Source organism: Corallococcus sp. M7, assembly GCF_054512695.1.
Genome location: NZ_CM137252.1, coordinates 6475618 through 6488894 on the forward strand (window position 1 = coordinate 6475618; position 13277 = coordinate 6488894).

Annotated in this window: 16 protein-coding genes; 12 read left to right on the top strand and 4 right to left on the bottom strand. The window is 70.5% G+C overall.

Translation table 11 applies throughout. The features are described 5' to 3' along the window. Positions 1–100: 100 nt before the first annotated feature. On the top strand, positions 101–739 hold the full coding sequence (trhA, locus tag ACX114_RS25945) for a PAQR family membrane homeostasis protein TrhA (RefSeq protein WP_459288797.1): 639 nt from the start codon (positions 101–103) through the stop codon (positions 737–739). Between the two features lie 47 nt (positions 740–786). On the opposite strand, the gene ACX114_RS25950 is transcribed toward trhA, so the two are convergent. After that, positions 787–1215 carry a hypothetical protein gene (locus ACX114_RS25950; RefSeq protein ID WP_459288799.1) on the bottom strand — a complete coding sequence of 143 codons (429 nt, stop codon included), beginning with the start codon at positions 1213–1215 and terminating at the stop codon, positions 787–789. A 283-nt stretch (positions 1216–1498) separates the two neighbouring features. Here ACX114_RS25950 and ACX114_RS25955 point away from each other — a divergent pair, with 283 nt between their 5' ends. The 3 genes from ACX114_RS25955 to ACX114_RS25965 all read left to right on the top strand — a co-directional run bounded on the left by ACX114_RS25955 (position 1499) and on the right by ACX114_RS25965 (position 5071). Next, positions 1499–2737, top strand: a complete 1239-nt coding sequence (locus ACX114_RS25955) for an FAD-dependent oxidoreductase (protein ID WP_459288801.1) — start codon at positions 1499–1501, stop codon at positions 2735–2737. 131 nt (positions 2738–2868) lie between these two features. Continuing rightward, the gene (locus ACX114_RS25960) at positions 2869–3669 is read left to right on the top strand and encodes an SRPBCC family protein (protein WP_459288803.1); all 801 of its coding nucleotides are present in this window, start codon (positions 2869–2871) and stop codon (positions 3667–3669) included. A gap of 97 nt (positions 3670–3766) precedes the next feature. After that, on the top strand, positions 3767–5071 hold the full coding sequence (locus ACX114_RS25965; RefSeq protein ID WP_459288805.1) for a PQQ-dependent sugar dehydrogenase: 1305 nt from the start codon (positions 3767–3769) through the stop codon (positions 5069–5071). A 10-nt stretch (positions 5072–5081) separates the two neighbouring features. Here ACX114_RS25965 and ACX114_RS25970 read toward each other — a convergent pair whose 3' ends face one another. Further along, complete coding sequence (locus tag ACX114_RS25970) at positions 5082–5417, bottom strand: hypothetical protein (protein WP_459288807.1); 336 nt, start codon at positions 5415–5417, stop codon at positions 5082–5084. Between the two features lie 189 nt (positions 5418–5606). Between ACX114_RS25970 and ACX114_RS25975 the strand changes: the two genes are divergently transcribed. After that, positions 5607–6215 (top strand): class I SAM-dependent methyltransferase, encoded by a 609-nt coding sequence (locus ACX114_RS25975; RefSeq protein WP_459288809.1) that lies wholly within the window; start codon positions 5607–5609, stop codon positions 6213–6215. Positions 6216–6397: 182 nt separating this feature from the next. After that, positions 6398–6823 carry an OsmC family protein gene (locus ACX114_RS25980; protein ID WP_120616437.1) on the top strand — a complete coding sequence of 142 codons (426 nt, stop codon included), beginning with the start codon at positions 6398–6400 and terminating at the stop codon, positions 6821–6823. Positions 6824–6842: 19 nt separating this feature from the next. On the opposite strand, the gene ACX114_RS25985 is transcribed toward ACX114_RS25980, so the two are convergent. Then, positions 6843–7103 carry a hypothetical protein gene (locus ACX114_RS25985; protein WP_459288811.1) on the bottom strand — a complete coding sequence of 87 codons (261 nt, stop codon included), beginning with the start codon at positions 7101–7103 and terminating at the stop codon, positions 6843–6845. 105 nt (positions 7104–7208) lie between these two features. Between ACX114_RS25985 and ACX114_RS25990 the strand changes: the two genes are divergently transcribed. From ACX114_RS25990 to ACX114_RS26015, 6 genes are all read left to right on the top strand, one after another. Continuing rightward, positions 7209–7784 carry an RNA polymerase sigma factor gene (locus ACX114_RS25990; RefSeq protein ID WP_459288813.1) on the top strand — a complete coding sequence of 192 codons (576 nt, stop codon included), beginning with the start codon at positions 7209–7211 and terminating at the stop codon, positions 7782–7784. A gap of 4 nt (positions 7785–7788) precedes the next feature. Further along, on the top strand, positions 7789–8574 hold the full coding sequence (locus ACX114_RS25995) for a hypothetical protein (protein WP_459288815.1): 786 nt from the start codon (positions 7789–7791) through the stop codon (positions 8572–8574). Continuing rightward, positions 8571–10217, top strand: coding sequence for a caspase family protein (locus tag ACX114_RS26000; RefSeq protein ID WP_459288817.1), 1647 nt, complete (start codon positions 8571–8573; stop codon positions 10215–10217). The genes ACX114_RS25995 and ACX114_RS26000 overlap by 4 nt, the downstream gene beginning before the upstream one ends. After that, on the top strand, positions 10217–10888 hold the full coding sequence (locus tag ACX114_RS26005; RefSeq protein ID WP_459288818.1) for a peptidase associated/transthyretin-like domain-containing protein: 672 nt from the start codon (positions 10217–10219) through the stop codon (positions 10886–10888). Before ACX114_RS26000 ends, ACX114_RS26005 begins: the two co-directional genes overlap by 1 nt. Before the next feature lie 200 nt (positions 10889–11088). Next, a complete protein-coding gene (locus ACX114_RS26010) occupies positions 11089–11586 on the top strand; it encodes a hypothetical protein (protein ID WP_459288819.1) in 498 nt (165 codons plus the stop codon). A 75-nt stretch (positions 11587–11661) separates the two neighbouring features. Continuing rightward, the gene (locus ACX114_RS26015) at positions 11662–12591 is read left to right on the top strand and encodes a DUF4382 domain-containing protein (RefSeq protein ID WP_459288820.1); all 930 of its coding nucleotides are present in this window, start codon (positions 11662–11664) and stop codon (positions 12589–12591) included. A 13-nt stretch (positions 12592–12604) separates the two neighbouring features. Here the strand turns inward: ACX114_RS26015 and ACX114_RS26020 are convergent, their stop codons facing one another. Next, on the bottom strand, positions 12605–13153 hold the full coding sequence (locus ACX114_RS26020) for a YceI family protein (RefSeq protein ID WP_459288821.1): 549 nt from the start codon (positions 13151–13153) through the stop codon (positions 12605–12607). Positions 13154–13277 lie beyond the last annotated feature (124 nt).

The window sequence follows — 13277 nt, forward strand, 5'->3', positions numbered from 1 at the left end:
GACACTCGGCCGGGGCGATGCGTGGAGAACGCGACGTCCGGGGCGCGAAGGCGCGCGGGCGCTGACGAAGCCATGACGTGCGGGAAGTACGAGCACCGTCATGGAAGAGAGTGTGAAGCCCCGGTTGCGCGGCCTGTCCCACGTCATCGCGTTCGTGGCGGCGCTGGTGGGCTGCGTGTGGCTGGCGCGGCTGCCGGTGCAAGGCCTGCAGTACGCGGCGAACCTGGTGTTCGGCTGCAGCCTGGTGCTGATGTTCGGGGTGAGCGGGGGCTATCACTGGCCCACCTGGAGCGCGGCGACGTACCAGCGGATCCGCCGGTTCGACCACGCGGCCATCTTCATCCTCATCGCGGGGAGCTTCACGCCGCTGGCGACGCTGGACCCCATGGGGGGCCTGAGCCAGCGGCTGCTCTGGGTGATGTGGGGCGCGGCGCTGACGGGCGCCACGCTGACGCTCGCGGGCATCTCCGCGTCACGGGGCCTGCGCTCGGGGCTCTACGTGGCGCTGGGCTGCGTGGCGGCCCCGGTGTTCTGGAACCTGCCCGGGGTGATGGGCCAGGGCCGAGTGGGCTGGCTCTTCTTCGGAGCCATGCTCTACGCCGTGGGCGCGGTGGTGTACGCGCGCCGCTGGCCAGATCCCATCCCCCACGTCTTCGGCTACCACGAGGTGTTCCACGTCATGGTCGTCGCCGCGGCCGCCACGCACTACGTGGTGCTGCTGGACTTCGTGGGGCGGTAGCGCCGGCCGCGCCCATGGGCGCGGCCGACGCTCACGTCAGCACGGCCTCAGCAGCCGCACTTCACGCGGCGGTTGTCGACCAGGACGTTCCACTCCGTGCACGTCTGCCCCAGCGGGTTGGAGCACACACGGTACTTCTGGGTGGACTGGAAGGTGGCGCCCAGCGGGATGTTCTGACACGGCCCCTCCGTGCAGTCCCGCTGGTAGCAGGGGCTGAGGCCGTACTCGGGATCACAGGTGGTGGGGCCGCAATCCGTCGCGGTGGTCCACCCGGTGCAGGCGCCGTATCCGGCGGCCACGCACTGGTTGTAGTTGTCCGGCTGGCAGGCGTCCGCGAGCCCCGCCAGCATCTCAGCCTGGTCCCGCGAGGACGCGATGGCATCCGCGTTCTGTCCCTCGGACTGCGCGTCCACGGGACCACAGCCCGCCATCAATGCCATCGTCACCGCGCCAACCAGGAGCCTGAGCTTCAGCATGCATGTCACCTTGTCGTGTCTGGGAATGGGACCCGCCCCTGGCGGGACAGGCCTCGGAATCAACCTCCCATGACTGTCGTTGAACTGACAATGACAATCGCCAGACACGGCAATTGCTGTCTGGATGGAGAGAACCTGGCTGCATTGATCCAATGGCCTCACACCGCCGCGGGGACCCGCGTCGCTGGGGACCCGCGTACTGCCACGTAGACGGCGCATCGGCCGCCAATCCAGGTGCCGCGCTCCATGGCGGGATGGACCCTTCGCTCCAGGAGAGACCACCATGGCCACCCCCACGCTCACCACACAGTGCTGCATCGCGGGCGGAGGTCCGGCGGGAATGATGCTGGGGCTGCTGCTCGCCCGGGCCGGCGTGGAGGTGAAGGTGTTGGAGAAGCACGCGGACTTCCTCCGCGACTTCCGGGGCGACACCCTCCACCCGTCCACGCTGGAGCTGATGCACGAGATGGGCTGGCTGGACGAGCTGCTCGCCCTTCCCCACTCGAAGATGTTGGACCTGCGCTTCCAGGTCGGGGAACACGACGTCACCGTGGGGGACTTCCGCCACCTTCCCACGCACGCGCGCTACCTGGCCTTCATGCCGCAGTGGGACCTGCTCGACTTCATCGCGCGCAAGGCCGCGATGTACCCGACCTTCCAGCTGCTCCGCCGCACGGAGGTGACGGACCTCGTGCGCGACCAGGGCCAGGTCGTCGGGGTCCGCGCGCGGACGCCCGAGGGCCCGCTGGAGGTGCGCGCGTCGCTGGTGGTGGCGGCGGACGGCCGGAAGTCCACGCTGCGTCAGCAGTCCGGCCTGGAGGTCCAGAACCTGGGCGCCCCCATGGACGTGCTCTGGTTCCGCGTGACGCGCAGGCCCGACGACCCCAGCCCGCCCCTGGGCCACTTCGAGCGCGGACAGCTCTTGCTCCTCATCAACCGGGGCGACCAATGGCAGTGCGGCCGGGTCATCCCCAAGGGCGGCATCGCGTCCCTCCAGGCGCGCGGCCTGGAGTCCTTCCGGGCCGGGCTGGTGAAGCAGGTGCCGTTCCTCGCCGGCCGCGCCGGTGAAATCCAAAGCTGGGACGACGTGAAGCTGCTGACCGTGCGGGTGGATCGGCTGCGCACCTGGTACCAGCCCGGCCTGCTGTGTATTGGCGACGCGGCGCACGCGATGTCGCCCATTGGCGGCGTGGGCATCAACCTGGCGGTGCAGGACGCCGTGGCCACCGCCAACCTGCTCGCGGGCCCCCTGCTCGCCCGGCATGTCACGGTCGAGGACCTGCGCCGCGTCCAGCAGCGCCGTGAGCTCCCCACCCGCCTCACCCAGCGGGCACAGGTGCTCATCCAGAACCGGGTGGTGGACCCGGCGCTCCGGAAGCGCGCATTCATGAACGGCCGGTTGCCATTGAGCCTCCGTCTGGTGAAGCGCATCCCTGCCCTGCGGCGCATCCCCGCGCGCCTGATTGGCCTGGGCATCCGCCCCGAGCACATCCACACGCCGGCCGCTTCACCCCTTCACTGAGGACCGCGAGACCGCCAGTTCCTCCGCCCCGGCTCCAGGCACGGTTGTCCCAACGCATCGCGGCGCAAAGCTTCGCGGGAAGTGCCTGACGCCCGTGCATCACCCTCCTGCGCGTCAGGCCAGGAGGAACCATGGCGAGTTCACGAACGACGGCCCTGCGGGAAGTCCGCGCCCAGACAGCCGAGGCCCGGGAGGCGCTCCGCGCGGAGCAATGGAAGCTGACCGGCACGGTGGTGGCGGCGGGAACGATGATGTCCGTGGGGCTGAAGCGCCGCTCGCTCGGGGGCACGGTGGTGGCCCTGGCCGGAGGCGCCCTGCTCTACCGGGGCCTGCAATCCCAGCGGCGTGCGCTCGCCGCGGTCGCCCGGGCGGCCCGCCGCGCACTGATTGGCGAGGAGGCACGGCACGGACAGCTCATCGAGGTGGAGCACACGCTCATCGTGAGACGTCCGATAGGGGAGCTCTACCGCCTGTGGCGTGAACCCTCGACGCTGAGCCGCCTGATGGAGCACTTCGCGGAGGTCACGCCCACGGCCGGCGATGGCCGCCACTTCCGGATCCACGGGCCGCTGGGACGCGAGGTGAGCTGGGACTCGCGCCTCGTGGAGGAACGCGCGCCGGAGTTCCACAGCTGGGAGTCCACGGAGGACAGCCCCATGAAGTCGCGGGGCTGGGTGCGCTTCCGGGACGCTCCGGAGAGCGGGGGCACGGAGGTGACGTTGCACCTGGCCTTCCTGCCCCCGGGCGGCGCGCTGGCCGAGGCGCTGGCGCAGCGGATGCGCGGCATCCCCGCCACGCAGGTGACGAAGGTGCTGCGCCGCTTCAAGGCCCTGGCGGAGACCGGAGACATCTCCTCGGAGGACACGCCGAAGGGCTACGAGCTCATCAAGCAGAAGGTGAATGGCTACAGGCGAGCCGTGTTCACTTCTTGAGCCGCGGGCGCCCCGCCCTTCCCACAACTCAACACCCGCGCGAGGGGCGGCTCCGTCCGTCATCGCCGGACAGCGAGGGGCCTCCTAGAGGAAGGGAATGCCCCTCAACCTCCGTGCCTCCCTCTGCATGGGCGCCGCGCTCTTCTTGACGAACTGCGCGCACCGCTCCACCCCCGACACCTCCGCCGCGAAGGCACCCGCGCTGCCCGCGCCCGACCCCAGCTTCAAGGTGAAGCGGTACAGCACGGTCGTCGGCTGGCCGGAGGGCAAGCGCCCCACGGCCCCGGAGGGCTTCGAGGTGACGCGCTACGCGGACGGCCTGCGCAACCCGCGCTGGACCTACGTGCTGCCCAACGGCGACGTCCTGGTGGCCGAGGCCAGCTCCGAGTTCAAGAGCGAGGAGGACAAGGAGGAGTCCATCGAGTCCGGCAAGGTGCGCTCGCAGAACCTGGGCCACAGCGCCAACCGCATCACGCTGCTGCGCGACGCGGACCGCGACGGCGTGCCGGAGGTCCGCGAGGTGTTCCTGGAGGGCGTGAAGCAGCCGCTGGGCATGCTGCTGCTGGGCGACCGCTTCTACGTGGCCGGCACGGACGGCGTCTGGCGCTACCCGTACACGGCCGGCGAGACGTCGCTGAAGGCCTCCGGGGAGAAGCTCCTGGAGCTGCCGGCGGGCGGCTACAACAACCACTGGACGCGCAACCTGCTGGCCAACGCGGACGGCTCGAAGATCTACGTGTCCGTGGGCTCCGCGAGCAACGTGGCCGAGCACGGCCTGAAGGAGGAGGAGCGCCGCGCCAACATCCTGGAGATCAACCCGGACGGCACCGGCGAGCGCATCTACGCGAGCGGCCTGCGCAACCCCGTGGGCATGGGCTGGGTCCCGGGCACGCGCACGCTGTGGACGGCGGTGAACGAGCGCGACGACCTGGGCGAGGACCTGGTGCCGGACTACCTCACGCACGTGGAGGACGGCGGGTTCTACGGCTGGCCCTACGCGTACTTCGGCGCGAACGAGGACCCGCGCATGGCGGGACAGCGGCCGGACCTGGTGGCGAAGACGCTGGTGCCGGACGTGCCCCTGGGCTCCCACACGGCATCCCTGGGCCTGGCGTTCTACGAGGCCGGGGCGTTCCCGGAGAAGTACCGGGGCGGCGCGTTCATCGGGCAGCACGGCTCGTGGAACCGCGCGGAGCTGTCTGGCTACAAGGTCGTGTTCGTGCCGTTCAAGGACGGGAAGCCGTCCGGCCCTCCGGAGGACTTCCTCACGGGCTTCATCGCCGACAAGGACCAGGCCCGGGTGCATGGCCGGCCGGTGGGGGTCACGGTGCTGCCGGACGGCGCGTTGCTGGTCGCGGATGACGCCAGCAACACGCTGTGGAAGGTGACCGCGAAGCGCTGATGGGCAATGCCTAGCAGCTGGTGCAGACCGGCCGGATGACCTGCCACTGACCGCAGCCGTTGTCGCCGCAGCACGTCTGGTAGAGCGTGCCGCCGCGGCCGTAGGAACCATTCGGCCAGCTGCCATCACCGCCCACCTCGCGACACGCGCCGCAGGTCTCCGACCAGATGACCTGATCCGCCACGTATTCGCCCATGGCACAGTCGGGCGTCCTGCCGATGCCCTGCTCCACCTGCGCGGCCTCGGCGGCCGGCGGCGACGCGTCCTGTTCCGAGGCCGGGCCGCAGGCGGAGAGGAGGCCCACGGAGAAGGTCGCCAAAACCAAACCACGAACAATGTTTCGCATGCTGGAGTCTCCAGGTGACGGAGGCGAAATGCCTCGCGTCCCCGCAGTCCGGCAGAAAGCGATATCCTGCGCAACCGGGATGTTTGACTTTGACCTTGCTGTTCGTTTCCTACCCCGGTGCCTGCAATGACACGCTTTCGTCCGCTGACGGTGTTCCCTTTCCTGGCGCGGTGGAGTCTGTGTCTCGCCATGGTCACGACGGCTGGTGCCTGCCGCTCCGAGAGCAAGGCCGAAGCGCCTCCCGCCGCCGCGCCGGAGCCGCCTGCGGAGCTGCATGGCGTGGGGAGCGTCGAAGGCGTGAATGCCGCGTACGACCGCTCCCGTCAGCCCGCCCGGTTCATCACCGCGTTGGGGCTCTCTCCGGGGCAGCGGGTCGCGGACGTCGGTGCGGGGCTGGGGTACTTCACGCAGCGGCTCGCGGAGGCGGTGGGCCCCACGGGCCAGGTGGTGGCCACCGACATCAACGACGAAGCCCTCCAGCAGCTCCGCGCGCGGATGCTCGGACGCAAGAACATCGAGGTGCGCAAGGTGGCCCCGGACGCGCCGGGGCTCGAAGCGGGCGCGTATGACCTGATCCTCCTCTCGGAAGTGGATCACTTCTTCGGAGACCGCGTGGACTACCTCACCCGGCTGCGTCCCGCGCTCACGCCACAGGGACGCATCGCGGTGACGCACCTGAGGGCCATGCGTCCCCCGCTCGTCGCCGCCGCGCAGGCCGCGGGCTACACCCTCGTCTCCGAGTTCAACGACCTGCCGGACCACTACCTGCTCTTCCTGCGGCCCGCGGTGAGCCCCTGACGGCGGACCCAACCGTCCAGAACCCAGGCCTTCGCGCGCGCGAGCGTCCACTCCCCGGCAGTCCCTTCGCCCCTGTCCGCCGACAGGGCCCCCGCGCTCCGGTGAGCGCCCTACCCTTCGCGCCGCGCGAAAGCAGACGGACGCGGCACAAAGCCGCGCCGGGCATGGGGAGGCAGAACGCCATGGGTATCAGCAAGGGCAGTGCGCAGTGGAACGGCGGGTTCAAGGACGGCAAGGGCTCGATGAAGCCTGGCCATGCCGCGGAGGTCCCCTTCTCGCTCGGCACCCGCTTCGAGGGGCAGCAGGGCAGCAACCCGGAGGAGCTCATCGGCGCGGCGCTCTCCGGATGCTTCTCCATGGCCCTGTCGGTGGGGCTGGAGAAGGCGGGCCTGAAGCCCACGCGCATCCAGACGAACGCGGACGTGCACCTGGACAAGCAGGGTGACGGCTTCGCCATCACCACCATCGACCTCACCACCGAGGCCACCATCCCCGGCGCCAACGACGCCCAGTTCCAGAAGATCGCCGAGGAGACCAAGAAGGGCTGCCCCGTCTCCAAGGCGCTCGGAGGCGTGAACATCACGCTGAAGGCGAAGCTCGCGACCTGAAGAGGCCTCGCGCCGGCCCTCAGCCGCCGGCGCACGCGTCGCGGCAGTCCTGCCGGCACGCGACGACCTCGGGCGTGTTGCCCACGCAGGTCGTGTAGCACTGGCTCAGGCACGGCGTGAGCTCATGCTCCGCCGTGCCGGGCTCCTCCCCGGATGGGTCCAGCGCGTCCCCCGGAGCGTCCTCCCCGGGAGGAGTGTCCGCCAGAGGAGCGTCCCCGGGACCACAGGCCGTCAGGAACCATCCCACCGCGGCCAGCGCCATCATCCATTTCCGCTGCATGTGCCACCTCTTCGGCTGGACGCTGAAGGCTTCACTCTAGCCGCGAAAGCCGTGGAAGAATCCGCGCCCGTGGCCGATTCGCCCAACAGGAGGTCTTCTGCGCAGGTGGGTGAGACGGACGATGTCACGGACGCGGTTCGGCGCGCGACGAGGGGGGAGTCGTCCGCCTTCAGCGAGCTATACCGTCGCACCCGCCCCTTGGTGGCCCGGCTGGTCGCGGGTTTCGGCACATTGGATCCCGACGAGGCGGAGGACGTCCTCCAGGAGTCCTACGTCCGGGCGTTCCGGGGGTTGGCCCAGCTGAAGTCGGCGGGGGCCTTCACTCCATGGTTGTTGACCATCGCGCGCAACCGGGCGCGCACGCGGCTGGAGCGCCGCGGCCTGCTCCAGCGGATGGAGGAGGAACTGGCGGACCCGACGCCTGAGACGGTGCCCGCGATTCCGCCCACGCTCCAGGTGGAGCGGGACATCGAGGTGGTGCGGCAGCTCATCGCGGAGCTGCCCGAAGGCGAGGAGAAGAAGACCGTGCAGCTCTTCTACATCGAGGGTCAGCTCTCAGCGCGGGAGATCGCCGAGCAGCTCGGCGTGGGAAAGAGCACGGTCACCATGCGGCTGGAGCGGTTTCGCGGGCGCATCAAGCGCGAGCTCCTCCTGCGGGTGCTCGCCGGACGGTGGGAATGAAGCCATGAGACACCTGGATGCCACCGCGATGGCCGAGCTCGCCGGGCGCGACCCCGCCGCCGTCGCATGGTTCCGCGAGCACCTGGCCTCGCCCTGCGAGGTCTGTGAGACGTTCCTCGCCACCCACACGGACGCCCTCGACGGGCTGACGGACGCGCTGCTCCTGGCGCTCGCGCCCGAAAGGAAGCCCGAAGCGGAGGTCGTCCCGCTGCGCCCCGCGCCCCGCGTCCGCCGCTTCGCCCCGCCGCCTGGCCGGTACCTGGGATGGATGGCCGGCGCCATCGCGGCCTCCGTGCTGATGGTGGTGCTGGTGCCGCTGGTGAAGGGGCCCACGCGAGGCGCCAGCGAGTGGACCGGTGAGAAGGGCCCGGGGCGCATCTCCCTGGAGCTGGCCGTGGTCGCGCGGAGCACCGACGGGGCCCTGCGCCGGCTGGACTCCGGCGCGGACGTCACCAGCGACGAGGTGCTGCTCCTGCGCTACCACGCCACGGAGTCCGGCACCGCGCTGCTCTACCAGCAGCGGGAGCAGCAGGCGCCGGAGCTGCTTGGCCGCTTCCCCCTGACGGCGGGCACCCATGACCTGGAGGGCCCGGACGGCCTCGCGGGCGTGAGCCTGGACTCGGACGAGGGCCGGCTGTCGGTGGCGCTGGTGGCCTTCGCGCCCGGTGAGGCCGCCTCGGAGCAGGACGCACTCGCCGCGCTCGCCGCGGACGGCAGCCCGGATGCACGCCCGGGAACCGTGGTGAGGTTCGACGTGCGGGTCCAATCCGGTCAAACTCTGGCCCCGTGAGGCGCCTCCTTCCCCTGCTGCTCGTCCTCCTCTGCGCCTGCGCGGGCTCGTCCGCCACGGCCGGAGACAAGGGCGGGCTCGTGCCGCTGCGGCTCGACGCCGCGGACCTGTCACGCGCGTACACCCCCCGGCGGCTCGCGCTGCTCGTGGGCGTGTCCTCCTTCGATGATCCGCAGTGGCGCTCCCTGCGCTTCTCCTCCAAGGACGCCACGGACCTGGCGGCGGCGCTGAAGGACCCCGCGCGGGGCCACTTCGACCAGGTGCGCGTCCTCACGCGCCCGGAGGAGACGACCCGCGACGCCATCCTCGCGGCGCTGCGCCAGCTGCGGCGCGAAGCCACCCGGCCCGACGACGTGGTGATGGTGTACCTGTCCGCGCACGGCACGCTCGCGCGCGACGGCCGCGGGGAGCTCACGCGCTACCTCGTCACGCGCGACGCGTCCTACCGCGCCATCCCGCAGACGGCGCTCTCCATGGACGCGCTGAAGGCGGAGTTCGAGCAACTGCCCAGCCGCAGGCGGCTCCTGGTGCTCGCCACCTGCCACAGCGGCAGCGGCAAGTCGCTGCTGCCCCGCGAGCTGGAGGTGGAGCTCGCGGGCATCAAGTCCGGCTTCTACGCGCGCCCCCTGGAGGAGTCCTCCCGGGCCTCCATGGTGTTCGCCGCCAGCGACTGGGGCGAGACGGCGCGCGAGGACGAGGACCTGCGCAACGACATCTACACGTACTTCCTCATCGAGGGCCTGGGCGGCGCGGCGGACCGCAACGCGGACGGCGCCGTCACCGCCACGGAGGCGCACGACTACTCGCGCCGCCGCACCTTCACCTTCACGGAAGGACGCCAGCGGCCCTCCGCCGAAATCATGGAGGTGGGCGCGGATCCGGTCATCCTCGCCGGCCGCATCGACCGCACGGGCCAGCCGGAGCTCTTCTCCTACAACCCGCGCCTGGACGGCTTCCTGCTCAAGGTGGACGGCGAGCCGCGCATGGAGCTGCCGGGAGGCGCCGCGGTGGGCCCGGGCAAGCGCACGGTGGAGCTCACCAAGGGCGACGCCGTCCTCGTGCGGCGCGAGGTGGACGTGGCCCGGGGCGAGCGCCTGCCGCTGGAGCGCCTGCTGTCGGACGCCATCCCGCGCCGCGCGCTGTCGCTCGTGGGCGGGATGATGTCCTTCGCGGACGGCCGGAGCCGGCGCGAGCTGCTGCCCGCCGCGCCCCAGGTGGGTGTGGTGCTGCGGCTGGAGGACCTGCCCCTCCAGGACCTGGGCCTGATGCTGGACATGGGGCTGGGACATGGGCGCCAGAAGCTCCAGGTCGCCCCCGGGAGCGAGGTGCCCTTCGGCTACACCACACTCACGATGGGCGCGGCGGTGCCGTACCTGTGGCGCTGGGAGCGGCTGACGCTGTTCGCGGGCCCGCGTGTGGCCGCGCTGTACCTGGGCAGGTCTTTCGAGGTGGAGGCCTATTCGGGAGGCCAGCGCTACTTCACCGTCAGCCCCGGTGTGGTGGGCGGACTGGCTTGGCGCCTGGGAGAGCGGTTGGAGCTCACCGCCCAGGGCCACGGGATGCTGACGTACGTGGTGGTGGACGGGCAGGGACAGGCCGTGGGCTTCATCGGCGGAAACGCCGGCGTGGGGTACCGCTTCTGATGCGCCGCCAATGCCTGATCCTGACGCTGTCGTCGCTCGGCCTGGGCCTGGGCGCGTGCGGAAGCCTGGACAACGAGCCCTTCCGCGCGGGCACCGTGCGCGGCCGGCTCACGGAGTTCGACCCCGCCGTCGCGCTGGTGACCGTGCTGGGCGCGCCCGGCGTGCGCAGCGGCGTGGACGCGCAGGGCCGCTTCACGCTGGAGGACGTGCCCGCGGGCCCCGCGGAGCTCTTCGTCCTGGCCACCTCGGACAAGGCCGCGCGCGTGCCGCTCACCGTGCAGGGCGGCCAGTCCGTGAGCATCGCGGACGTCTCGCCGCGCGAGGGCGGCACCTTCTTCGTGAAGCTCCACTCCCGGGGCAACCGGAAGGTGTCCGAGGCGAGGGCCATCGTGGACGGCACCCCCATCCAGGCGTCCGGGCTCGATGACGACATCCCCCGGCACCTGGGGCCGCTGCCGGAAGGCTGCTACGGCCTCAGCATCTCCGCGCCCGGCTTCAGCTCCACGTCCGTGCAGGACTGCGTGGACGCGGGCAAGCAGACGGTGCTGAACGTGGAGCTCGTCCCCGACGGCTCCTCCGCCGAGGAGCGCTGCGCGTTGGCGGGCTGTGGCGGTGACGGCCGCTCCGCGATGGATGACCGCGGCGCGAAAAGCCCTGAAGACAGCCATTGAAATTCGTCGCCCCTTCGCGACGGCTTTCCGCTGTGAAGAGAGCTTTCCGCAAAGCCACACATATCCAGACCGTCCGTCGCCTCACACTTCGCGGCCCGTCTGGAGTTGTGGCCACCTCGCGAGCACCCGGGTCTTCCTGACAACGAGGCACTCCGCTCCCCAAGCGGCCCCCCACCGCCTCGATACACAGGAGGATGACCATGCGTATCCCGACCGTTCGCTCTTCCGCGGCATGGATGGTGTTGTGCGCGACGATGCTCTCCCTGGGCTGCGGAGGCCCCGCGGAGTCGGAGGATCCGTCGCTCGTCTCGGGTGGTGACAACCTGGGTGGCGCCGCCGGAGAGGCGCCCGCCACGGATGGCGGCACCGCGCCGGATGGCAACTCGGGCATCACGCTCTGCCACATCCCTCCCGGCAATCCCGCCAACGCCCACACCATCACGGTGGGCGTGGCCGCGGTGCCCGCGCACCTGCGCCACGGCGACACGGTGGGCCCCTGCGACGACGGAGGCGAGACGCCCACGGATGGCGGCACCAGCGAGCCCGACGCGGGCACGTCTGACGGCGGCTCGGGTGGCGGCATCGACGCCGGTCCCCAGTGCATCCCCGCGGGCGGCGAGTGCTCCACCGAGGGCGAGAACACCTGCTGCGATTCGATGTCGTGCCAGGAAGGCGGCTGCTGGCCGGACATCGGCTGAGCGAACGCCGTGGCCGGTCCGGACGCGGGAGGGTCTCCTCCCGCGTTCATCCCTGATTCCAACAAAGGCTGATCCATGAAGACCCTGCGACACCTGACGTCCACCCTGCTGATGGCCACGGGGCTCCTGTTCCTCGCGGCCTGCGGTAACGACACCGCCCGCGTCACCCTGAAGCTGACCGACGCTCCGGGCGACGGCATCGAGAAGGCCGTCGTCACCATCTCGAAGGTCTACCTGAAGGGCAGCGTGGACGGAGACGAGGACGGCAAGGGAGACGTGGTGCTCCTGAGCGAGCCCGTCACCACCGACCTGCTCACGCTGGCCAACGACACCGCGGACCTGGTGAAGGACGCGGAGGTTCCGGCGGGCACGTACAAGGAGCTGCGCTTCGTCATCACCGGCGGCTACATCCAGGTGAAGCAGGACGGCACCAGCCGCATCTTCGCCACCTCCGCCAACTACGAGGACCTGCCCGAGGGCGCCCAGGTGGACGGCGACCTGCACATGCCGAGCGCCAGCAGCTCCGGCCTCAAGGTGAAGTTCGACAAGGACGCGGACGTCACCATCACCAGCGATGACGACCAGAAGGTCATCCTGGTGGACTTCGACGTGGCGCAGAGCTTTGGCAAGGAGGCGGGCAACTCCGGCCGGTGGGTCATGCGTCCCATCATCAAGGGCGCGGACATGGAGTTCTCCGGCAACGTGGAGGTGACGCTGGAGGCCGGCAGCGTGTCGCTGCCCATGGGCCTGCCGCAGCTGGGCAGCTTCTCCGCGGTGCTCATCAACGCCGACGGCAGCCGCGAGACGCTGGCCTTCACCGCCAGCACGGGCACCACCTACGTGGCGGACTTCAAGTACCTCTTGCCCGGCACCTACCAGGTGGACCTGGTGGGACCGGAGGGCGTGTCCTTCACCACGGACATCTCCCGCCCGGCGACCGCGACGGTCAGCTCGGGCGCGGAGTCCGACGTGCACTTCGTGCTGACGTCCTTCGACGTCGAGTAGTCCCTTTCGGGGTTCAGGCCGCCTTCTCGCCCGACTGCGCCTGGGCGGCCTGGACCTCGAGGGCGATTTCGATCTTCTCGCCCACCAGCACGCCGCCCGCCTCCAGGGCCTGGTTCCACGTCAGGCCGAAGTCGCTGCGGTTGATGGACGTCTTGGCCTCGAAGGCGGCCTTGGTGTTGCCCCACGGGTCCTTGGCGATGCCCAACTGCTCGGCCTCCAGGACGACCTCGCGGCTGATGCCGCGGATGCTGAGCTGACCCGTCACCTTCAGGTGCTTGCCGGAGGGCTCCACCTTCGTGCTCTGGAAGGTGATGGCCGGGAACTTCTCCACGTCGAAGAAGTCCGGCGAGCGCAGGTGGTTGTCGCGCTGGTCCACGCCGGTGCTGATGCTCGCCGCCTCGATGGACACGGACACCGCCGACGCCGCCGGGTTCGCGTCATCCAGGGTGATGGTGCCGCCGAACTTCGTGAAGCTGCCGCGCACCTTCGCCACGACCATGTGGCGGACGCTGAAGTGGATGCCCGTGTGCGTGGTGTCGATGTTCCAGGTGGTGGTGGCCATGGTCGTCTTCCTTGTCGTGAGCGCCGCGTTGGCGGCGGTGTGTTTCAACGAGGCGTAAGGTAGCGGCCCCCCACGTTCCGGATTAGACGGGACGGACAGGAAGCACTGTTCCACGGCTGGAACA

What these genes read in the sequence shown, in the direction of transcription:
- trhA (WP_459288797.1), top strand. Translation starts at nt 101, where the DNA reads ATGGAAGAGAGTGTGAAGCCCCGGTTGCGCGGCCTGTCCCACGTCATC.
- ACX114_RS25950 (WP_459288799.1), bottom strand. Translation starts at nt 1,215, where the DNA reads ATGCTGAAGCTCAGGCTCCTGGTTGGCGCGGTGACGATGGCATTGATG.
- ACX114_RS25955 (WP_459288801.1), top strand. Translation starts at nt 1,499, where the DNA reads ATGGCCACCCCCACGCTCACCACACAGTGCTGCATCGCGGGCGGAGGT.
- ACX114_RS25960 (WP_459288803.1), top strand. Translation starts at nt 2,869, where the DNA reads ATGGCGAGTTCACGAACGACGGCCCTGCGGGAAGTCCGCGCCCAGACA.
- ACX114_RS25965 (WP_459288805.1), top strand. Translation starts at nt 3,767, where the DNA reads ATGCCCCTCAACCTCCGTGCCTCCCTCTGCATGGGCGCCGCGCTCTTC.
- ACX114_RS25970 (WP_459288807.1), bottom strand. Translation starts at nt 5,417, where the DNA reads ATGCGAAACATTGTTCGTGGTTTGGTTTTGGCGACCTTCTCCGTGGGC.
- ACX114_RS25975 (WP_459288809.1), top strand. Translation starts at nt 5,607, where the DNA reads ATGGTCACGACGGCTGGTGCCTGCCGCTCCGAGAGCAAGGCCGAAGCG.
- ACX114_RS25980 (WP_120616437.1), top strand. Translation starts at nt 6,398, where the DNA reads ATGGGTATCAGCAAGGGCAGTGCGCAGTGGAACGGCGGGTTCAAGGAC.
- ACX114_RS25985 (WP_459288811.1), bottom strand. Translation starts at nt 7,103, where the DNA reads ATGCAGCGGAAATGGATGATGGCGCTGGCCGCGGTGGGATGGTTCCTG.
- ACX114_RS25995 (WP_459288815.1), top strand. Translation starts at nt 7,789, where the DNA reads ATGAGACACCTGGATGCCACCGCGATGGCCGAGCTCGCCGGGCGCGAC.
- ACX114_RS26005 (WP_459288818.1), top strand. Translation starts at nt 10,217, where the DNA reads ATGCGCCGCCAATGCCTGATCCTGACGCTGTCGTCGCTCGGCCTGGGC.
- ACX114_RS26010 (WP_459288819.1), top strand. Translation starts at nt 11,089, where the DNA reads ATGCGTATCCCGACCGTTCGCTCTTCCGCGGCATGGATGGTGTTGTGC.
- ACX114_RS26015 (WP_459288820.1), top strand. Translation starts at nt 11,662, where the DNA reads ATGAAGACCCTGCGACACCTGACGTCCACCCTGCTGATGGCCACGGGG.
- ACX114_RS26020 (WP_459288821.1), bottom strand. Translation starts at nt 13,153, where the DNA reads ATGGCCACCACCACCTGGAACATCGACACCACGCACACGGGCATCCAC.